The organism is Gemmatimonadaceae bacterium, from assembly GCA_035606695.1.
Lineage (GTDB): Bacteria > Gemmatimonadota > Gemmatimonadetes > Gemmatimonadales > Gemmatimonadaceae > JAQBQB01.
The window spans coordinates 63,282-81,994 of sequence record DATNEW010000036.1 but is presented as its reverse complement, the minus strand read 5'-3'; the positions used below and the strand labels follow the sequence as shown (position 1 = coordinate 81,994).

The following is an 18,713-nucleotide window of genomic DNA, read 5'->3' as shown; positions in this document are numbered from 1 at the left end:
CATGACCACGCGACGTCAATTCCTGGAGCGCGTCGCGGGAAGTGCAGCTGCGCTCTTCGCGGGCGCCGGCGTCTCGGCGCAGACGCCCGCGCAGCGCGGCATGATCCACGACACGATGGTCATGAAGGACACGACCAACCTGTTCGCGATGGATCAGAACGCCGCGCGGTCGGTGCGTCTCCCGCCAAAGCCGAATGCGGTGCCCGTGCTCAGCGATGATGAACGAGATGATCTCGAGCATCGCATTCATTGCCAGTGCGGCTGCACGCTCGACGTCTTCACCTGCCGCACGACCGACTTCACGTGCCAGGTGTCGCCGGCGATGCACGCCGACATCGTGGAGCTCGTGCGCGGGGGCTACGGCGCGCAGGAGATCATCGACGCGTTCGTGAACACGTACGGCCAGCGCGCGTTGATGGCGCCGAAGAAATCCGGCTTCAACTTGCTCGCCTGGATCACGCCGGGGATTGGCGTGATCGTTGCCGGCTCCATCCTCGCGATGCTGCTGCGCCGCATGGGCCGGCGCGCGGCGAGTCATGCGCCTCAGTCGCGCCCGGTGGCGCTCGACGTGGACGCGACGCCCGACGAGTTGGCGCGGCTCGAAGCCGCCGTCCGCGGCGACGACGACGCGTGATCGCGCTCGTTCTCGGCACGCTGCTCGCCGTCAGCGCGCTCGCGTTCGTGCTCTTTCCGGTGTTCTTCGGTGTCTCGCGTCGTCCGGTGCCGACGCGATTCACGCCGCGACTGAACGAGGGTGATTCCGCGGTCGCCGCGTTGCGCGAGATCGAGTTCGATCGCGCGACGGGCAAGTTGTCGGACACGGACTACGCGGAGCTCAAAAGCCGGTACACGCGCGAGGCGATCGAGGCGATGCGTCGCAAGCCGGTGGTAGCGGGCGCGCCCTCGGACGAAGAGATCGAGGAGGCGGTGCGGGCGTATCGCGAGTCGCACGGCGCCTGTCCGGTGCACGGCGCGCGTCCCGAGTCGGATGCGCTCTTCTGCTCGGACTGTGGCCGGTACTTACACGACAGGTGCGCCGATTGCGGCGCACCTGTCGTCGAGCAGGATGCTCGGTACTGCGTGAACTGCGGGAACCGGCTCGCGGCGTAGGGAGGACCGGGGCCGGCTGCGTCGCAGCCTTGACTGCCTTAGCTGCCCTTCTTGGTCGAATCCTTCGGAGCGGCCTTCTTGCTGCTCTTCTTGTGGCTGGCCTTCTTCGGGGCCGTGGCGCCGGCAGCCTTGTCGGCGGCGTTGGAGGCGACCTTGGCTTCCTTCTTCGCGTCGGTGGCGGCCTTCGTCGCCGTCTTCGCGTCGGCCGAAGCCTTGTTCGCGGCCTTGTCAGCGGTCTTCGCGGCCGACTTGGTCGACGTGGCGGCCGGCTTCTTCGCGGCCTTCTTGGTGGTGTCCTGGGCGTGGAGCTGGGCGCCGGCGAGAACAATCGCGGCGGCCGCAAACAGGGCGATACGCTTCATGTGAGACTTCCTCCGGAGGGGTGGGGTTCTATCGAAGCGTCCTGGTCGACCGAGGACGCGATACTCGCAACCGAGCGGACTCCCGAACCCGCTGTGGGAATCCGGGAAGACAGACCCTGGCTCCGAAAACGGCGTCACACCGGCGTTTCGCCGTCATCAAACCTTAACGTTCGACCGCCTCCAGCCGCCGGAGCGCCACCTCGATCGGCACGAGGGTCACGGCGGCGCAGAGCAGCGCCGCCAACCCAAAGCCGATGATCATCTCGATCGGGTCGGCATCCGACCCAAAGGCCTGCGCCGAGAGATACCCGTACACCGGCTTGGCCTCGAGAATCACCACGGCGCCGATCAGCGCCACCGACGACATCATGAACACCAGGCCGCCGAACGACGTCGGGATCTGCGCGGCGTTCTCGGTCTCGAACTGCGGGAACATCGTCCCGAACCCGAGCGCCATGCCCGCGATCGCCAGCGTCATGAACGTGATCGAGAAGACCGACACCGCGAACATGAAGTCGCTCACCTGCAGCAGATAGTCGGTGATGCCGACGATCGCCAGGGCGAGAATCAGGAGCGGTAGCGTACCCACCCAGAACTTCGCCCATAACAATGAGCGAACTGACATGGGGCTGGAGCGAAGCAACCACAGCGTGCGGCCCTCGAGACTCACGCCGGGAAAAATGAACCTCGCCGCGATCGACGCCAGCACAAAACCGGCGAGTACGAGATTCAAAAAGGGCACGACATTCACAAGAAAGAACGTGACCCCTTCGCCGCGCAGCGGCAGAAACTTGATGTTGAACACGTACACCAGCACCAGCACGCCGAGCAGAATGAGCTGCGACCACTGCGTCGTGTCGCGGAAGAAGACGCGAATTTCCTTGAGCACGAGCTCGCGGCGCACGATGCCGACTGGATTGAGCAGCGTCCGCCCCACGCGGCCGAGCGGACCGCCGCGCGCCCAGCGTTGCGCGCTTTCCTGCGCCTTGCTGAAGCCCTTCGCATACAGCCACCGATGCAGCGCCGCGCCGAGCACGAACGAAGCAGCCGCGGTCGACCAGAGCATGTAGTACGGCAGCAAGTCGGTCTTCACGTCGAGCCAGGACATCACCGCGCGCTGCACCCACTCGCTCGGCAGCATCGGCGAGGTGGGCCCGCGCAGGATACTGATGAAGTCAACGAGCGAGCGGAATCCTTCTGGACGCGCGAGTCGCTCGGGCCGCACGAGCCGGAACAACACCACGATGCCGCCGGCCGCGAGCACGGCGATCACGCTCAGAATGTCGCGCGTGCGCCGTGCCGGGAACACGTTCACGAGCAGCAGCGTCACCGCGCTGCCGATTACCGCGGGGACGATCAGAAACGGCAGAAACGTCGCGACGACGATGAGCGGAAAGAGAACACCGCCGTCGTACACGACACCGTACGCGGCGAACATCGGCACCGCCATCAACACGACCATCCAGCTCGAGTTCACGAGCGTTTCGATGAGCTTCGCGAGATATACCTTGAGCCAATCCACCGGCGCCGAAACGAGCAGATCGAGATCGCGCGCGAGGAAGAAGCTCGACAGCGCGGTGATGATGTTCGAGAGCAGCAGAATGGAAAAGAAGCCGACGAGAATGAGCCCGAGCAGCTTGCCGGCGAGCAGCGGTCCGATCTCCTGCACGCCCTTGAAGTAGCGCAGCAGGCGATAGAGCATCACGAAGATGAATGCCCAGAAGCCGAGTCCGAACACCGCGAGCAAGAGCATCCGCGCGCCGTGACCGCGTTCGCCGCCACCGGCCGCGCGCGCGCGGGCGGTGAGCCACTTGGGCACGAGCAGGTGGCGCGTGGACGGGTCAGGGAGTGCCGTCATTCCGGCGATGTGCGTCATTCCGATCGCAGCGAGGAATCTCTACGCATCCAGCACGTCGACCAGCGCGCGCGCCGCGTTCTCGCCCGTCAGGCGCAAGAAAATCTGCTCGAGCCCTTCCGTGCCGGACGCGGCGCTCGAGCGCAGCTCGGCCATGGTGCCCTGGGCGCGAATCACGCCCGCCTGTATGATCGCGATGCGATCGCACAGCGACTCGGCCACCTCGAGCGTGTGCGTGGACATCATGATCGTGTGGCCGCGTCGTGTGTATTCTCTAAAGAGATCCTTCAGAATGCGCGCGGCCTTCGGGTCGAGCCCGACCATCGGCTCGTCGACGACGATCACCTCGGGCCGATGCACGAACGCGCTCGAGATGATAAGTTTTTGTCTCATGCCGTGACTGTAGCTCTCGACCAGCTCGTCGCGCCACTCCTCGAGATCGAACAGTGCCAGCAGCTCGCGCGCGCGGTGCTCGACCTGCTCACCTTCCTGATCGTATAAGCCCGCCACGAAGCGCAGGAACTCGGCGCCCGTGAGCTTTTCATAGATGAACGGCCGATCGGGAATGAAGCCGAGCTTCGCCTTCGCCGCGATCGGTTCACGCTCGATGTTGATGCCGCCGATCTCGACCACGCCGCTCGTTGGACGCAGGATGCCGGCGATCATGCGCAGCGTCGTCGTCTTGCCCGCGCCATTGGGGCCAAGGAATCCGAACAGCTCCCCGCGCGGCACCTCGAGGTCGATGCCGTTCACCGCGGTGAAGCTGCCGTATCGCTTGGTCAGGTTCGTGAGCTTGATCATGCGCGAGGCGTATTCAGGGCGTGGGACGCGAGTTGGCCATCAGCACTTTGATTTGAAGATTGCCCATCACCCGCAGCAGCTCGGCTTGGCGACCGAGTCCGCCGACGATGAGCCGCAGGTGCGCAGCGTCTGCAGGAAACTGGCCGAACGTTGGGTCGACGGGGACCCAGTCCCCGAGGTAGACCTCGGGCCAGGCGTGGTAGTAAAACTTTCCGCCGACGTAGGCGAGGCCCGAGGCAATGCGCGCCGGGAGCCCGATCGCCCGCGCGAGCGCGACGTAGAGTTGGGTGTGCTCGTTGCAATCGCCGACGCGCTTGTCGAGCACTTCGAGCGCACTTGGAATGCCGAAGGTGACGCGCGGGCGAATCGAGTCGTATACCCACGCGTTGATTTGTTCGGCAACGAGCCGCGGGTCGCGATGCGGCCCCTCGATGCGAAGCGCGAGCCGGCGAATCTGCGGATCGTCGCTCTGGATGAGCGGCTCGGGGCTCGTGTACTTCGAATCGACGGGCGGCCGTTGCCCGACGAGATACTTCGACGTGAAGGCTTCCGGCGGAATCTGCGTGATCGTCAGCGTTCCGTTGGAGAAGCGCTGCCGTTGGCCGCTGATGTCGAATCCCGACAGGTCGGCTCCCGTGAGGCGCGCGGTCAACGATTCGACGTTCCGATCGAGCTTCTTGTTCGCGGCGATCGCCGTTGTCTCGAGGATGTCGCGATCGTCACTCACCATGGTGTGATTCGAGTCGGCGCGCCAGTTCTCGAATGCGACTTCGTAGGGCAGGCGCCGCAGCGCGAAGCCAAGCTGCGTCGTCTCCACGATGCGCCCCTGCTCGTCGATCCATCCGGAGAATCCGCCGTTCGACGACGAGGTGATTTGCCACGCGTGAATCGAATCGGGTTGAATGCCGCGCCAACGCTTGGAGGTCGAATCGTACACCGAGCTGTCATTCACGATGAACAGCGATTCGGCGCGCACCTCGAGCTCGACGTTCTTCGGGGCCATCGTCGAGGGATCGAACACGGGAAGCGTGTAGTGTTTGCCGACTTTCGGCTTCTCGCCCAGGGCGACCGCGAGCGGGACGAGCGTCGGAAGCAGGATTGGGCCGTCGATCGGAATGCGCGACGTGCGTCCCGTATCGTTGCCCGACGAGATGTTGAGCAGCAGCACGCTGTCGCCTTCGACCAAACCGCGCGCACGAACCGGCCCGCTCTCCGTGTCCAGCGCAAGATCGAAATTCTTGAGGCGCAGAGCGCGCGAGAGCGTCACGTTGGTGCGCGCGGTCGCGCGGCGCGCTTTCCCACCGATGGGAATGTCGGCGACGAAGTAGTCGTTGACGGTGATCGAGGCTTGCGCGGTGTCGATGGTCGACGAGGCGAAGCCGATCTGTCTCGTGCCCTGCATCACGCCGTAGTAGACCGCGCCGGGAGAAATGCGCATGGCCGCTTCCGCCAGGCGTTCGACTTGCGGGCGGAAGTACTCGCGATGAACCAGCAGCGCGATGCCGGCGAGCCACGCGATGATGATCGCGGTCCCGACCAGCACGCGCCTGTGCATTAGCGGCGTTGCGCTTCCCGCGCGCGTTGATACGCGGCCGTCGCTTCTTCGGGACGACTCATGCGATCGAGTACACGGCCGATGGCGTTCATCGCACGCCAGTTCTCAGGCTGCAGTCGCGCCGCCGTTTCATATGAAGCAAGCGCCTCGGGCAGCCGGTCGACCTGATTGTACGATTCGCCGAGCTGGTAGTGCGCGACCGCTTTCTCGGGATCGAGGCTGACGGCGCGCTCGAGCGGAGCGATCGCATCGCGCCAGCGCGCGCGGCGGCACAGCGAAATGCCGAGCTCGATGAGTGCCTCGACATCGGTTTCTTCGAGTTTGTCCTTCGACGTCATGGTCCGGCGTGAAACGAGAGTTGTCGTTGAGGTACCTGCCGTCAATCGGTCCTGCCGTGCTGCAGTTGTGCTGCAGTTGTGCTGCCGCCGTACTTCCGCCGTGCTACCGCGTTGCTTACGTCAGCGCGAGCGTCGTCTCGCCGTTGATCCACTCCAGGTACTTCTCGGTTCCGGCCTCGACTGGAAGGGCGAGCAGCTCCGGCACCTTGTATGGATGCAGCTCGTCGAACGCGGCGCGCAACGAATCGAGGCGCGCCGAGCGGGTCTTGAGCATGACAACCACTTCGCGCTCGTCGGCGAGCTTGCCTTGCCAACGATAGAGCGAGCGCGCCGCCGGAAGAAGCGTCCCGCAGGCGATCAACCGCCGTTCGAGCAGCGTCCGCACGAATTTCACCGCCTCCTCGTCCGAGGCGACGGTGGTCAGCACGACGATGGCGTCCGTATGAGGCATCCCCGAATATAGCGACCTTGTATCAGCTCGGTCCGATGGGCACTTTTCCCTGGCTATGGCAGAAGATGCGCTGATCGTACGGGGTGCCCGCGAGCACAACCTCAGGAACATCGACGTCACGATCCCACGCGATCGCCTGACGGTCATCACGGGCTTGTCCGGCTCCGGCAAATCGTCGTTGGCGTTCGACACGATTTACGCCGAAGGACAGCGCCGCTACGTCGAATCGCTGTCGGCGTACGCGCGACAATTCCTTGGGCTGATGGAAAAGCCGGACGTCGATTCGATCGAAGGACTGTCGCCCGCCATTTCCATCGAGCAGAAGACGGCGGGCCACAATCCGCGCTCGACGGTCGGCACCGTCACCGAGATCTACGACTACCTCCGCCTGCTATGGGCGCGCGCGGGTACGCCGCATTGTCCCAACTGCGGGCGTCCGGTGCAGCGACAGAGCGCGGCGCAGATCGCGGGGCTCGTGTTGACGTGGCCGCGCGACACACGCATCGAAGTGCGCGCGCCGCTCGTGCAAGGTCGCAAGGGCGAGTTCCGCGATCTGTTCGAGCAGGTGCGCCGGCAGGGATTCATTCGCGCGTACGTCGACGGTGAGCTGATCGAGGTCGCGTCGCCGCCCAAGCTCAACAAGCGCCAAAACCATTCGATTTCCGTGATCGTGGATCGTCTCGTCGTGCGCGACGAAGATCGCGCGCGGTTGACCGATTCGGTCGAGACGGCCCTCAAGCTGGCGGACGGTGTCGTCGAAGTCGGGAACGCCGATTCGAAGACCGCCGAGGTATTCTCCGAGCGCTACGGCTGTCCGACCTGCGGCATCTCCTTGCCCGAGCTCGAGCCGCGACACTTCTCGTTCAACTCGCCCTTCGGCGCATGCCCCAAGTGCGGCGGCCTTGGCACCACGCGCCGCGTGAGCGAGCAGCTCATCCTGGGCGATCCGCGCATCTCGATTCTCGAGGGCGTGATCATCCCGTGGGGTGAGCCGAGCGGGTATCTGCGGAAGATCGTGCTGCCGGCGTTGGCGCGGCAGCTCAAGTTCGATCTGAACGCGCCGTGGGGCGACCTGTCGAAGAGCGTGCGCGACTCCATCCTCCACGGCGACAAAGGCAAGAGGGCGGCAGGCAAAGATTCGATCGAATGGGAAGGCGTGCTTCGCAACATCGAGCGCCGGTACGAGGAATCCGATTCCGATACCGTGCGCATGGAGCTTCAGGAATACATGATCGAGGTGCCGTGCTCGGCGTGCGAGGGCAGGCGGCTCAAGCCGGAATCGCTCGCCGTCACGGTCGAAGGGAAGAACATCGGCGAGGTCGTCGAATATCCGGTCACCGAGACTTTAGCGTTCTTTGATCGCGTGCCGGTGCGCACCGACAAGAAGCCGGGGCTCGATCCGGAAATCGCCGGTCCAATTCTCAAGGAAGTCAAGGAGCGCCTGCGCTTTCTCGTCGACGTCGGACTCGACTACCTCACACTCGGCCGATCGGCGGAATCGTTGTCGGGCGGTGAGGCACAGCGCATCCGGTTGGCGACGCAGATCGGTTCGCGGTTGGTGGGTGTGTTGTACATCCTCGACGAGCCGTCGATCGGACTCCACCAGCGTGACAACTCGCGCCTGCTGGCCACGCTCGAGCAGCTGCGCGACCTCGGCAACACGGTGATCGTCGTCGAGCACGACGAAGAGACCATGCGCGCCGCGAACCACATCATTGATTTGGGCCCCGGCGCGGGGAAGCACGGGGGCGAAGTGATCGCGGTGGGCGACGTCGATCAGATCATGCGCAACCCGAACTCCGTGACGGGCAAGTTTCTGAGCGGCGAGATGAAGATCGCGACGCCGCCGGCGCGCCGGCCGGTCGATGCGCACAAGAAGATTCGCATCGAGGGCGCGCGCGAGCACAACCTGCGCAACCTCGACGTCGAGATTCCGCTCGGCATGTTCGTGGCGGTGACCGGCGTGTCGGGTTCCGGCAAGTCGACGTTGATCGAAGACATTCTGCATCGCTCGCTCGCGCGGCATTTCTATCGGGCGCGAGTGATTCCGGGTGCGCACACGCGCATCACGGGCTTCGAGCACATCGACAAGGTCATCGACATCGATCAGAGTCCGATCGGGCGTACGCCGAGGTCGAATCCCGCCACGTACACCGGCCTCTTTACGCCGATTCGCGAATTGTTCGCCGAGATGCCCGAGGCGAAGATTCGCGGCTACGGGCCGGGGCGCTTCTCGTTCAACGTGAAGGGCGGCCGCTGCGAGTCGTGCCAGGGCGACGGTCTCGTGAAGATCGAGATGCACTTCCTGCCGGACGTGTACGTCCCCTGCGAGGTGTGCAAAGGCAAGCGCTACAATCGCGAGACGCTCGAGGTACGCTTTCGCGGCATGACGATCGCCGACGTGCTGGAGATGACGGTCGAAGACGCGTGCGCGTTCTTCCAGAATCAGCCGCGCATTCATCAGAAATTGCAAACGCTTTCCGACGTGGGGCTTGGCTACATCCACCTGGGCCAAAGCGCGACGACGCTGTCCGGCGGCGAGGCGCAGCGCGTGAAGCTGGCATCAGAGTTATCTAAACGCGACACCGGACGGACGTTCTACATTCTCGACGAACCGACGACGGGGTTGCACTTCGAGGACGTTCGTGTGTTGCTCGACGTGCTGCATCGGCTCGTCGATCGCGGGAACACGGTGCTCGTCATCGAGCACAATCTCGACGTGATCAAGACGGCCGACTGGATCCTCGATCTCGGGCCGGAAGGCGGAAACCGCGGCGGGACGATTGTCGCGCAGGGGACGCCGGAGGATGTGGCGGCGGTACAGGCGTCGTATACCGGTGAATTCCTGAGGCCGTTGCTGGCGAGAGAGAAGAAGCGCAAGGCTGGGTGAACGCGTGTGACACCACCGTCTAGGTTTCACGAATGGTCTCCCTCCTCGACATCATCGGCCCCGTCATGGTTGGGCCGAGCTCATCACACACCGCAGGCGCGTGCCGGATCGGGCTTCTCGCCCGCGGCCTCGTCGGCGGAACGCCCGAGCGCGCGAAGATCGAGCTGCACGGGTCGTTCGCGCGCACCGGTGAAGGACACGGCACCGACAAAGCGATCGTCGCGGGTTTGATGGGCTTTCGCCCGGACGACGATCGCATTCGCACGGCCCTCGAGATCGCGGAGCGTGAGGGGCTGGATTATCGGTTCGAGAAGACGACGCTCGACGAGGAGGCGCATCCGAACAGCGTGCGCATCACCGTCGAGCGCGCCGACCGGTCGGCGGTGATGACCGGCGCATCGCTCGGTGCGGGGCGCGTGCTCGTGAGCAGGATCGATGGGTTTCCGGTCGAGGTATCAGGAAACTATCACACGATCGTGCTGGTGGCCGAGGACATGCGCGGGTCGATCGCGAAGATCGCGTCGCTGCTCGCCGAGGACGGATTGAACATCGCGACGCTTCGGCTCACACGGCAGAAGAAGGGCGGCGACGCGTTCATGGTGATCGAGCTGGACGACTATCCCGACGAAACCGTGCGCGACCACATCCGCGCGCTGCCGTGGGTGCGATGGGCGTTTCGCCTTGATAAAGTTTCGGCATAAAATAATATGTATAAGTCTCTCACGGCGGCCGTCCGCGACGCGACGTCGCGCGGCATCTCGCTCTCCCAGCTCGCGCTCGAGACCGAATCCGACGATCAGGGCCGCCCCGTCGGCGAAATTCGCGACGTGCTGCGCCGCGCGCTGACGGTGATGAAGGGCGCCGTCGAGCAAGGCCTCACCGGCAACATGAAATCCGCATCGGGTTTGGTCGGCGGCGACGCCGCAAAGCTCGTGCACGGGCGCCATGGCCCGCTGGCCAACACGCCGTTCCGGGACATTCTTGCGAGGGCGCTCGCCGTGCAGGAAGTGAACGCCGCGATGGGAGTGATCGTCGCGGCGCCAACCGCGGGCGGCGCCGGTGTGCTGCCCGCGGTGCTCACCGGATTGGCGCACGCCAACAACTTCGACGACGAAAAGCTGATCGACGCGCTCGCGACCGCCGGATTGATCGGCGCCGTCGTCGCCGAGCGTGCGTCGTTGTCCGGCGCGGAGGGTGGGTGTCAGGCGGAGACGGGAGCCGCGGCCGGCATGGCGGCGGGCGCGGGAACGGAAATGATGGGTGGCTCGCCGGAGCAGGCGATGCACGCCGTGGCGCTCGCCCAGCAGGGAACGCTGGGCCTCGTCTGCGATCCACTCGGTGGCCTGGTGGAGCTGCCGTGCGTCTTCCGCAATGCGACGGGCGCGGCGATCGCCCTCGCGGCGATCGAGATGGCGATGGCCGGCATCACGTTCGCCATTCCGGCCGATGAAGTCATCGATACCATGGGCGACATCGGTCGCGAGATGGACGTGCGCTATCGCGAAACGGCGGGCGGCGGCCTCGCCGCCACGCCGACGGGACGACGATTGGCGCGCGAACGGTTGGTGCAGATCAAGCGCAGCGAATGAGACGCCTGTCGGGCCGTCTCGCCGAACGCGCTGTCGCGTCATACCTTATCCGTCATCCCTCGCTGCGCTCGGGACGACACGTAGTGTCAGCTTGAAACGTTCTCGGCTTTGCATCGTAGGAACTAGAGCATCTCACGCCAGGACCACGCGATGGTGACCAAGGAAGACATCGAACGCTTTCTCGACCGGTTGGAGGGCGAGGGGGCGACGTACTCGGAAGTCGAACCCGGCCTCTATGTATTGAAGCCGAGCGGCGAGCTGGATTTCAGCGTCGTCGTGCACTTCTCACCGCCCGTCGTGGTGCTGCGCGTCAAAGTGATGACGCTTCCCAGTAACGCGGACTCGCTGGCGACCCTCAGTCGCCGGCTGCTCGAGCTGAACGCCACCGATCTGGTGCACGGCTCCTACGGCATCGAGAACAATTCCATCGTCATGACCGAGGCGCTCGAGCTGTCGCACCTCGATTTCGAGGAATTCCTCGCCGCCTACGAGAGCATCACCGTGGCGCTGGCGTCGCATCTGCGTGAACTCGGCTCGTACCGCGAGGCACACTAATCCATGGGCATCTTCGATAGACTGTCGGCGCTGCTGCGCTCGAACATCAACGACATGATCTCCCGGGCTGAAGACCCGGAGAAAATGTTGAATCAGATTCTGGTCGACATGCGCTCGCAGCTCGCCAAGGCCAAGCAGCAGGTGGCCACGGCGATCGCCGACGAGAAGCGATTGCGCGATCAGGCGGACGCCGAGTTCAAGCAGGCGGCCGATTGGGAGAACAAGGCGATGCTCGCGATCAAGGAAGGCCGCGACGATCTCGCCAAGCAAGCCCTCATGCGGCAGCAGGAGCATTCCACCCACGGCCAGCAGCTCGAGCAGACGTGGGAGCAGCACCGCATGGAAACGGAGAAGCTCAAGAACTCGCTCCGCGATCTGAACGACAAGATCGAAGAAGCCAAGCGCAAGAAGAATCTGCTCGTCGCGCGGCAGCGTCGCGCGCAGGCGCAGAAGCGCATCGCCGAAACGATGTCGTCGATGTCGGAGAAGTCGGCGTTCGACGCATTCGCCCGCATGGAAGAGCGTATCGAAACGAACGAACGCCAGCTCAAGGCGTCGATCGAAATCGAAGAGGAGTTCACGGGCGACCGCCTCGCGCAGGACTTCAAGCAGCTCGAGCGCGGCGCGGCGGCGGGTACCGTCGACATGCAGCTTCTTGCCCTCAAGCAGAAGATGGGCATGCTCCCTGCTGGATCACCCGAGAAGAAAGCGCTCGGCGCGGGAAGCAACGAAGAGGAAGTCCACGCCGAGATCGAGGACATCACCGAGAAGAAAAGCCATTGACCTCTGACGGCACGCGCATGGTAGTTCCGGTGGGGCGGTTCAAGTTCGGCCCCATCCTGGCAGCGACGGTATTGACAGTCCTGGGCATCTGGCTGTTCAAGACGGTCGCTGAGGTTTTTGTGCTGCTGATGCTCGGCATCCTCATCTCGTTGTTCTGGGGCGCGGTCGCCGGTTTGATCGAACGGCACACGCGCCTGCCCGAGGGCGCGTGTCTCGCGTTCGCGATCATCGGATCGCTGAGCGTGCTGGTGTTGCTGGGGTGGATTCTCGCGCCGCCGGTGATCGATCAGACGCGCAAGCTGATTCAGGCGCTGCCCGATCAGGTGACGGCGTGGGAGAACGGCATCGACGGGATGGCGAACCGCATGCCCGCGCTGCGTGACATTGTCGGACCGCCGGGCGAGCATCGGATGGTGCACGCGGTCTACGATCAATTCAGCGGATTCTTCGGGACGATTCCCACGAAGGTGTTCCAGCTCGTCGATGCCGCGATCAGCATTTTCGCGGTGATGGTGATGGCGATCTACCTCTCGCTGCATCCCGCGTTGTATCGCGAGTGGCTGATCGCGCTCTTTCCGCCGATCCATCGCGATCTCGTGCGCGACGTGCTCGCCGATCTCGCCGATGCGCTGCGTGCGTACATCGTCGGCCAGCTGTTGACGATGACCTTCCTGGGCGCGATCACCGCGCTTGGTTTGTATTTGTTGAACGTGCCGTTCTGGCTGCCGTTCGGCATCTTCACCGGGCTCGTGGCGATCGTCCCGTTCTTCGGCACGCTGTTGTCGACGACGCTGCCGGCGTTGTTCGTGCTGACGGGCAAGGGCTACTACGGCTTCACGCCGCTCGGCCACGCGCTGTTGGTTGTTGGACTTGGCGTGGTGGTGCATTTGATCGAGGGCAACATCGTTTCGCCGCTCGTGATGTCGAAGAAGGTCGATCTGCCGCCGGTGCTGACGATCATGTCGGTGCTGGTGATTGGAAAGTTGCTTGGGCCGCTGGGCCTGATCGTCGCGCTGCCGACGCTCGCCGCGCTGATGGTGATCGTGCGCCGGATTCTGATCACGCGCATCTACGAAGGACAGGGCTTCCGCCGCACGACGCGCGAGCGTCCCGTGGTGTTGCGCGTGCCGGCACCCGGTGGTGGTGTGATCGTGCCGCCGGGGACGTCGTTCGATGTGGTGACGGCGGCGGAGCGGTCGGGGGCGCGGCGGAGTGCGTGAACGTGCGCGAACGTGCGCGCACGTGCGTGAACGTGCGTGAACGTGCGTGAGGCCCGCGCGACAATAGCCCGGTCGGCGACAAAATGATGGTGAACGACGGCGATCCGCGCGAAAGATTGCCGCATGTCGATCGCGCTCGAGGTCCGCGGCGTACGCAAACGCTACATCGCCGGTGACGGCAATTGCGTCGCCTCGGCAAACGTGCTGCGCGGCATCGATCTCACCGTGCGTTGCGGCGACGCCATCGCCATCATCGGTGCCGCGGGCGCGGGCAAGTCCACGTTGATGTTGTGCCTCGCCGGCCTGCTGCGAGTCGACGCCGGCGACATCGAATGGTTTGGCGAACGCGATCGGGCGCTCGCGGCGCGACGCGCGGTCTATCACGTCGCGCGCACCGACTTGCTTCGCGCCGGAGCGGCGGGCGATGCGCACGTCCATCTCGTCGATCTGCCGGCGGACGTCCTCGCCGGCGCCCACGTCCGCACGTGGATTGCCGGGCGTCGAGCGGCGGGCGATGCAATCGTCGTCGGCGCTCGCGAGGCGGACAGCGTCGCCGACGTCACGACGCGCATGGTCGAGCTTCGCGGCGGTGTGCTGCGACCACACGTCCGCGCCGCGACGCGCGTCGCCGAAGGCTTCGCGCGCGCGCAGATTTGTTGACCGCTCTTCGGGACACGTCTAGCATTCGTTGAATTCACCTCAACGCGCTGACGCATGCCCGCCGAATTCCGCCTGTTCAACACGATGACGCGCTCGATCGAACCGTTCGCGCCCGCGGACGGCGAGACGGTACGCATCTACAGCTGCGGACCCACCGTGTACAACCCCGCCCACCTCGGCAACTTTCGCACGTTTTTGTTCGCGGACTTGCTGCGGCGGACGCTGCGTCTGCGCGGATGGAAGGTGCGCCAGGTGATGAACCTGACGGACGTCGATGACAAGATCATCAAGCGCGCGCACGAACAGAAAAAAACGATTCGCCAAGTGACGGAGCCGGTCACCGAAGTTTTTCATCAGGACCGCGAGTACCTGCGCATCGAGCGCGCGGAGGTCTATCCGAAGGCGACGGACTACATCCCGCAGATGATCGCGCTGGTCGCCACGCTGATCGAGCGCGGCGTCGCCTACGTCGCCGACGACCGATCGGTGTACTTCGCCATCGACCGGTTTCCGCAGTACGGGCGGCTGTCGCGCCTCGACAAGCGCGAGCTCAAGACCGGCGCTCGCGTCGCGCAGGATGACTACTCGAAGGAAAACGCGCAGGACTTTGCGCTCTGGAAAGCCGCGACGCCCAACGATGAGGTGACCGGGGCGGCGTGGGACTCGCCGTGGGGCAGGGGTCGGCCCGGGTGGCACCTGGAATGTTCGGCGATGGCGATCGATCTGCTGGGCGAGACGCTGGACATCCACTGCGGCGGAATCGATCTCATCTTTCCGCATCATGAAGACGAAATCGCGCAGTCCGAGGCTGCTACTGGCGCTACGTTCTCACGATTCTGGTGCCATGGTGCCTTCTTATTGATCGAAGGCACCAAGATGGCCAAGCGCCTGGGCAACGTCACCACGGTCAAGGGGATGCGCGAGGCCCAGATCTCGGCAGCTTCGGTGCGGCATTTCGTGTTCAACACGCACTATCGGAAGGAGTTGAATCTGTCCGAGGAGGCGCTCGAGGCGTCGATCAATGCGGTTCGGCGCGTGGGTGATTTCGCGGATCGGTTGGCGGGCGCATCGGGTGGGACGCCGGCACTAGCTGAGGCGGCGAGGACGGCAGTGGCGGAGGTGGAGGGGGCGTTGTTCGATGATTTGAACGCGCCGAATGCGCTGGCCGGGTTGTTCACCTTCATTCACAATGCGAATGCCGAGCTGGACAGGCGCGGCACGGATGAGGCGGCGTTGGATGAGGCGCGGCGAGCGTTTGCGCGGATCGACTCGGTGTTGGATCTGGTGCCGGATCGGATGGTCGAGGATCCTGAGCTCGTTGCGTGGGTGGAGGAGCGGATGGCGGCGCGGAGGGCGGCGCGTGAGCGGCGGGATTTTGCGGCGGCGGACGAGATTCGGGGTGAGCTGACCGCGCGGGGAATTGCGATCGAGGATACGGCGCAGGGGACCAAATGGAAGCGGGCGCGGTAGAACGGGCGAACTCTGTAACTAACGGTAGGAGCGCGTCTTGACTTGCTTTCCCAGCCTGGCTATCCTACGAGTCTCGCGCAAAATTGGCCGTCTGCTGACGTAGCTCAATTGGCAGAGCACCTGATTTGTAATCAGGCGGTTGCGAGTTCGATTCTCGCCGTCAGCTCTGTTTGTTGAGGAAAGGTGATTCGTCGCCGCTATCGGAGCGTCGTAGAAGACGTTGAGTGGGTGGTCGCGCAGGACAATCCGGTGGGGTGGCCGAGTGGCTAATGGCAGCAGACTGTAAATCTGCCGGGTTAACGCCCTACGAAGGTTCGAATCCTTCCCCCACCATGCGAAGGGCGATGGCGTCGGGCGGGTGCCCGCGAGCGGGCGGTTGGTGGAGGATGTGAGTGGAGTTGGAGTGGGAGCGCAGGCGATGCGGGAGTAGCTCAGCTGGTAGAGCGCAAGCCTTCCAAGCTTGATGTCGCGGGTTCGAGCCCCGTCTCCCGCTCTTCGAGTTGTGTCAATGCAACCATCGGTCGCGGCACGGATGCAGGTTTTAGTAAACTGGTAATTGTGCAAGAATGCTGACGTAGCTCAGTTGGTAGAGCACACCCTTGGTAAGGGTGAGGTCATCGGTTCAATCCCGATCGTCAGCTCTGAGCAAGCCTGAACAAGCAGGTTGAAGCACGTTCGAAGATTTGGACATCAGGGAACACGCGGGCGGGAAGAGGGAAGCGGGCACGGCGTCCGGGTCTCGCTTCCCATTTCGTGTCCCGCAATTCGGAAGGCAGCATGCCCAGAGAGAAGATCATCCTCGCGTGCAGCGAGTGTAAGAATCGCAATTACTTCACCACGAAGAACAAGCGCCTGCATCCCGAGCGCGTCGAGTGGAAGAAGTACTGTCCGCGCTGCAACAAGCATCAGACGCACAAGGAAACCAAGTAATGGCGGAAGCGGTCGCGCGTCCGACTGGGTCGGGCACGGGCGGCAGCGCCGGCGGTTCCGGCGGCCGCGGTACGGGCTCGGCGAACGAGCCGGGGTTCATCGGCAGAATGGTCGCGTTCTATCACGGCGTCATGGCCGAGATGCGGAAGGTGACGTGGCCGGACATGGCGCAGGTGCGGTCGGCGACCATCGCCATCATCATCTTCGTGCTGCTGTTGGGCCTCCTGATCACGATTCTGGACTTCGTGCTCACCGGCCTTCTGGTCAAGATGATTCCGTCGCTCTTCGCGGGCCGGTAGCGCATGGCGGAACACCGCTGGTACGCCATCCAAACGACGGCCGGGCACGAGAACAAGGTTCGCTCGCTCTTGCAGCGGAAGATCGAGGCGGACGCTCGCGCGGCGGAAGAGCGTCCGATTCGACAGGCGCTCGTGCCGACGCAGGAAGTGGTCGAGATCAAGAACGGCAAGAAGGTCACGGTCGAGCGGAAGCTCTATCCCGGCTACGTGTTGGTCGAGATGGACATGAATCAGGAAACCGCGCACGTCGTGAACGGCATTCAGGGCGTCATCAAGTTCGTCGGACACGACCAGCGATTCCCGCAGCCGCTCCGGCCGGATGAAGTCAACCGTCTCTTGGGCATTGCCGACGAGCGGGAAGAGGAAGCGCCGAAGGAGGAGATTCCGTTCCTCGTCGGTCAGGCAGTCGCGATCACGGAAGGGCCGTTCACGGATTTCAATGGAACGGTGGAAGAAGTGATGGCGGACAAAGGCAAGGTGCGCGTGTCGGTGTCGCTGTTCGGGCGGCCGACGAGCGTGGAGTTGGATTACCTGCAGTTGAAGGCGTATTAGTCATCCCGAGCGCAGCGAGGGATCTGGCATCACGGTAGAGGGACATCCCTCAGACCAGGACGCAAGATTCCTCGCCTTCGGCTCGGAATGACAGAGGGCCGTCAGCGACCACTCTGACGTAAAAGGTTCAGTGGGAGATCGACCGGTTCTCTGAACCGGATAGTTCACAAGGAGTTCTATGGCGAAGAAAGTCACGGGGTTCGTGAAGCTCCAGATCCCCGCGGGCAAGGCCAACCCGGCCCCTCCGGTCGGTACGGCGCTCGGTCCGCAGGGCATCAACATCATGGCGTTCTGCAAAGAGTTCAATTCTCGGACGCAGGGCCAGGATACGATCCTCCCGGTCGAGATCACGATCTACTCCGACAAGTCCTTCACCTTCATCACGAAGACGCCGCCCGCGGCCATTCTCCTGAAGAAGGAAGCGGGCATCGAGAAGGGATCGGGACAACCGAACCGCAACAAGATCGGGAAGGTCACGCGCGCGCAGGTCCGCAAGATCGCGGAGCTCAAGATGCCGGACCTCAATTGCGACAGCATCGAGTCGGCCATGGCGATGATCGCCGGCGCCGCGCGCTCGATGGGCATGGAGGTCGTGGACTGATGCGCGACCATGGCAAGCAGTACGTCAACGCCGCGAAGAACCGCGACATCGCTTCCACGTACCAGCCCCGTCAGGCGCTGGAGATCGTGAAGAAAGCGGCGTACGCCAAGTTCGACGAGACGGTGGAAGTCGCCGTACGCCTGGGTGTCGATCCGCGCCACGCCGATCAGGTCGTGCGTGGCACCGTCGTATTGCCCGCGGGTACAGGGAAGTCCGTTCGCGTGCTCGTCATCGCGGTCGGCGACAAGGCGAAAGAAGCGCAGGATGCCGGCGCTGACTACGTCGGGGCCGAGTTCATTCAGAAGATCAAGGACGGCTGGCTGGATTTCGACGTCCTCATCGCGACCCCGGATCAGATGGGCCAGTTGGGCCAGCTGGGACGGGTGCTCGGTCCACGCGGTCTCATGCCCAACCCGAAGGCGGGCACGGTGACGTTCAACGTGGGCAACGCGGTGCGTGAAACGAAGGCGGGCAAGATCGAGTTCCGCGTCGACAAGGCGGGGAACGTCCACGCGCCGATCGGCAAGGTGTCGTTCGGGGTCGAGGCGCTCGAGACCAACTTCACCGCGTTCATGGATCAGATCGTCCGCGCGAAGCCGGCCGCGGCCAAGGGTGTCTACGTCAGAAACGTCTCGGTGTCCTCGACCATGGGTCCTGGCGTCGCCGTCGACAGCACCCTCTACCGGGTCTAA

General features: G+C 64.1%; 21 protein-coding genes and 4 tRNA genes. 19 read left to right on the top strand and 6 right to left on the bottom strand.

Annotated elements, in window-relative coordinates; genetic code table 11:
• Position 1 precedes the first annotated feature (1 nt).
• Both VN706_20110 and VN706_20105 read left to right on the top strand, forming a co-directional pair.
• The gene (locus tag VN706_20110; protein HXT17946.1) at positions 2-634 is read left to right on the top strand and encodes a cytochrome c-type biogenesis protein CcmH; all 633 of its coding nucleotides are present in this window, start codon (positions 2-4) and stop codon (positions 632-634) included.
• On the top strand, positions 631-1,110 hold the full coding sequence (locus VN706_20105; protein ID HXT17945.1) for a zinc ribbon domain-containing protein: 480 nt from the start codon (positions 631-633) through the stop codon (positions 1,108-1,110). The genes VN706_20110 and VN706_20105 overlap by 4 nt, the downstream gene beginning before the upstream one ends.
• Positions 1,111-1,148: 38 nt before the next feature.
• On the opposite strand, the gene VN706_20100 is transcribed toward VN706_20105, so the two are convergent.
• The 6 genes from VN706_20100 to cutA form a co-directional block, all read right to left on the bottom strand.
• Positions 1,149-1,472 (bottom strand): hypothetical protein, encoded by a 324-nt coding sequence (locus VN706_20100; GenBank protein HXT17944.1) that lies wholly within the window; start codon positions 1,470-1,472, stop codon positions 1,149-1,151.
• 163 nt (positions 1,473-1,635) lie between these two features.
• Complete coding sequence (locus VN706_20095) at positions 1,636-3,348, bottom strand: hypothetical protein (GenBank protein HXT17943.1); 1,713 nt, start codon at positions 3,346-3,348, stop codon at positions 1,636-1,638.
• Positions 3,349-3,369: 21 nt separating this feature from the next.
• Positions 3,370-4,128: an ABC transporter ATP-binding protein gene (locus VN706_20090; GenBank protein ID HXT17942.1), complete on the bottom strand. Its 759-nt coding sequence runs from the start codon at positions 4,126-4,128 to the stop codon at positions 3,370-3,372.
• Between the two features lie 13 nt (positions 4,129-4,141).
• Positions 4,142-5,671 (bottom strand): transglutaminase-like domain-containing protein, encoded by a 1,530-nt coding sequence (locus VN706_20085; protein ID HXT17941.1) that lies wholly within the window; start codon positions 5,669-5,671, stop codon positions 4,142-4,144.
• An 11-nt stretch (positions 5,672-5,682) separates the two neighbouring features.
• On the bottom strand, positions 5,683-6,021 hold the full coding sequence (locus tag VN706_20080; GenBank protein HXT17940.1) for a tetratricopeptide repeat protein: 339 nt from the start codon (positions 6,019-6,021) through the stop codon (positions 5,683-5,685).
• Between the two features lie 115 nt (positions 6,022-6,136).
• A complete protein-coding gene (gene cutA, locus VN706_20075) occupies positions 6,137-6,472 on the bottom strand; it encodes a divalent-cation tolerance protein CutA (protein ID HXT17939.1) in 336 nt (111 codons plus the stop codon).
• A gap of 55 nt (positions 6,473-6,527) precedes the next feature.
• Between cutA and uvrA the strand changes: the two genes are divergently transcribed.
• The 17 genes from uvrA (at position 6,528) to rplA (ending at position 18,713) form a co-directional block, all read left to right on the top strand.
• On the top strand, positions 6,528-9,362 hold the full coding sequence (uvrA, locus tag VN706_20070; GenBank protein ID HXT17938.1) for an excinuclease ABC subunit UvrA: 2,835 nt from the start codon (positions 6,528-6,530) through the stop codon (positions 9,360-9,362).
• 32 nt (positions 9,363-9,394) lie between these two features.
• Positions 9,395-10,063, top strand: coding sequence for an L-serine ammonia-lyase, iron-sulfur-dependent subunit beta (gene sdaAB / locus VN706_20065; GenBank protein ID HXT17937.1), 669 nt, complete (start codon positions 9,395-9,397; stop codon positions 10,061-10,063).
• Positions 10,064-10,069: 6 nt separating this feature from the next.
• The gene (gene sdaAA, locus VN706_20060; protein HXT17936.1) at positions 10,070-10,951 is read left to right on the top strand and encodes an L-serine ammonia-lyase, iron-sulfur-dependent, subunit alpha; all 882 of its coding nucleotides are present in this window, start codon (positions 10,070-10,072) and stop codon (positions 10,949-10,951) included.
• A gap of 150 nt (positions 10,952-11,101) precedes the next feature.
• A complete protein-coding gene (locus VN706_20055) occupies positions 11,102-11,506 on the top strand; it encodes a hypothetical protein (protein HXT17935.1) in 405 nt (134 codons plus the stop codon).
• A gap of 3 nt (positions 11,507-11,509) precedes the next feature.
• Entirely contained in the window at positions 11,510-12,289 is a 780-nt protein-coding gene (locus tag VN706_20050) for a PspA/IM30 family protein (protein ID HXT17934.1), read from the top strand.
• Positions 12,290-12,306: 17 nt separating this feature from the next.
• Positions 12,307-13,509, top strand: coding sequence for an AI-2E family transporter (locus tag VN706_20045; GenBank protein ID HXT17933.1), 1,203 nt, complete (start codon positions 12,307-12,309; stop codon positions 13,507-13,509).
• 123 nt (positions 13,510-13,632) lie between these two features.
• Complete coding sequence (locus tag VN706_20040) at positions 13,633-14,169, top strand: ATP-binding cassette domain-containing protein (protein ID HXT17932.1); 537 nt, start codon at positions 13,633-13,635, stop codon at positions 14,167-14,169.
• Between the two features lie 54 nt (positions 14,170-14,223).
• The gene (gene cysS / locus VN706_20035; protein ID HXT17931.1) at positions 14,224-15,639 is read left to right on the top strand and encodes a cysteine--tRNA ligase; all 1,416 of its coding nucleotides are present in this window, start codon (positions 14,224-14,226) and stop codon (positions 15,637-15,639) included.
• 93 nt (positions 15,640-15,732) lie between these two features.
• Positions 15,733-15,805 (top strand) — tRNA-Thr (locus tag VN706_20030).
• 82 nt (positions 15,806-15,887) lie between these two features.
• A tRNA-Tyr gene (locus tag VN706_20025) sits at positions 15,888-15,972 on the top strand.
• An 87-nt stretch (positions 15,973-16,059) separates the two neighbouring features.
• A tRNA-Gly gene (locus VN706_20020) sits at positions 16,060-16,132 on the top strand.
• 75 nt (positions 16,133-16,207) lie between these two features.
• Positions 16,208-16,280, top strand: a tRNA-Thr gene (locus VN706_20015).
• A gap of 136 nt (positions 16,281-16,416) precedes the next feature.
• Positions 16,417-16,569, top strand: a complete 153-nt coding sequence (gene rpmG / locus VN706_20010) for a 50S ribosomal protein L33 (protein HXT17930.1) — start codon at positions 16,417-16,419, stop codon at positions 16,567-16,569.
• The gene (gene secE / locus VN706_20005) at positions 16,569-16,868 is read left to right on the top strand and encodes a preprotein translocase subunit SecE (GenBank protein HXT17929.1); all 300 of its coding nucleotides are present in this window, start codon (positions 16,569-16,571) and stop codon (positions 16,866-16,868) included. The genes rpmG and secE overlap by 1 nt, the downstream gene beginning before the upstream one ends.
• A 3-nt stretch (positions 16,869-16,871) precedes the next feature.
• The gene (gene nusG, locus VN706_20000; GenBank protein HXT17928.1) at positions 16,872-17,420 is read left to right on the top strand and encodes a transcription termination/antitermination protein NusG; all 549 of its coding nucleotides are present in this window, start codon (positions 16,872-16,874) and stop codon (positions 17,418-17,420) included.
• A 178-nt stretch (positions 17,421-17,598) separates the two neighbouring features.
• Entirely contained in the window at positions 17,599-18,021 is a 423-nt protein-coding gene (rplK, locus tag VN706_19995; GenBank protein HXT17927.1) for a 50S ribosomal protein L11, read from the top strand.
• A complete protein-coding gene (gene rplA, locus VN706_19990) occupies positions 18,021-18,713 on the top strand; it encodes a 50S ribosomal protein L1 (protein HXT17926.1) in 693 nt (230 codons plus the stop codon). Before rplK ends, rplA begins: the two co-directional genes overlap by 1 nt.

Bases quoted from the DNA above. Each gene is read 5' to 3' on its own strand.
- VN706_20110 (HXT17946.1), top strand. From the start codon at position 2: ATGACCACGCGACGTCAATTCCTGGAGCGCGTCGCGGGAAGTGCAGCT.
- VN706_20100 (HXT17944.1), bottom strand. From the start codon at position 1,472: ATGAAGCGTATCGCCCTGTTTGCGGCCGCCGCGATTGTTCTCGCCGGC.
- VN706_20095 (HXT17943.1), bottom strand. From the start codon at position 3,348: ATGACGCACATCGCCGGAATGACGGCACTCCCTGACCCGTCCACGCGC.
- VN706_20090 (HXT17942.1), bottom strand. From the start codon at position 4,128: ATGATCAAGCTCACGAACCTGACCAAGCGATACGGCAGCTTCACCGCG.
- VN706_20080 (HXT17940.1), bottom strand. From the start codon at position 6,021: ATGACGTCGAAGGACAAACTCGAAGAAACCGATGTCGAGGCACTCATC.
- cutA (HXT17939.1), bottom strand. From the start codon at position 6,472: ATGCCTCATACGGACGCCATCGTCGTGCTGACCACCGTCGCCTCGGAC.
- uvrA (HXT17938.1), top strand. From the start codon at position 6,528: ATGGCAGAAGATGCGCTGATCGTACGGGGTGCCCGCGAGCACAACCTC.
- sdaAB (HXT17937.1), top strand. From the start codon at position 9,395: ATGGTCTCCCTCCTCGACATCATCGGCCCCGTCATGGTTGGGCCGAGC.
- sdaAA (HXT17936.1), top strand. From the start codon at position 10,070: ATGTATAAGTCTCTCACGGCGGCCGTCCGCGACGCGACGTCGCGCGGC.
- VN706_20055 (HXT17935.1), top strand. From the start codon at position 11,102: ATGGTGACCAAGGAAGACATCGAACGCTTTCTCGACCGGTTGGAGGGC.
- VN706_20050 (HXT17934.1), top strand. From the start codon at position 11,510: ATGGGCATCTTCGATAGACTGTCGGCGCTGCTGCGCTCGAACATCAAC.
- VN706_20045 (HXT17933.1), top strand. From the start codon at position 12,307: ATGGTAGTTCCGGTGGGGCGGTTCAAGTTCGGCCCCATCCTGGCAGCG.
- VN706_20040 (HXT17932.1), top strand. From the start codon at position 13,633: ATGTCGATCGCGCTCGAGGTCCGCGGCGTACGCAAACGCTACATCGCC.
- cysS (HXT17931.1), top strand. From the start codon at position 14,224: ATGCCCGCCGAATTCCGCCTGTTCAACACGATGACGCGCTCGATCGAA.
- rpmG (HXT17930.1), top strand. From the start codon at position 16,417: ATGCCCAGAGAGAAGATCATCCTCGCGTGCAGCGAGTGTAAGAATCGC.
- secE (HXT17929.1), top strand. From the start codon at position 16,569: ATGGCGGAAGCGGTCGCGCGTCCGACTGGGTCGGGCACGGGCGGCAGC.
- nusG (HXT17928.1), top strand. From the start codon at position 16,872: ATGGCGGAACACCGCTGGTACGCCATCCAAACGACGGCCGGGCACGAG.
- rplK (HXT17927.1), top strand. From the start codon at position 17,599: ATGGCGAAGAAAGTCACGGGGTTCGTGAAGCTCCAGATCCCCGCGGGC.
- rplA (HXT17926.1), top strand. From the start codon at position 18,021: ATGCGCGACCATGGCAAGCAGTACGTCAACGCCGCGAAGAACCGCGAC.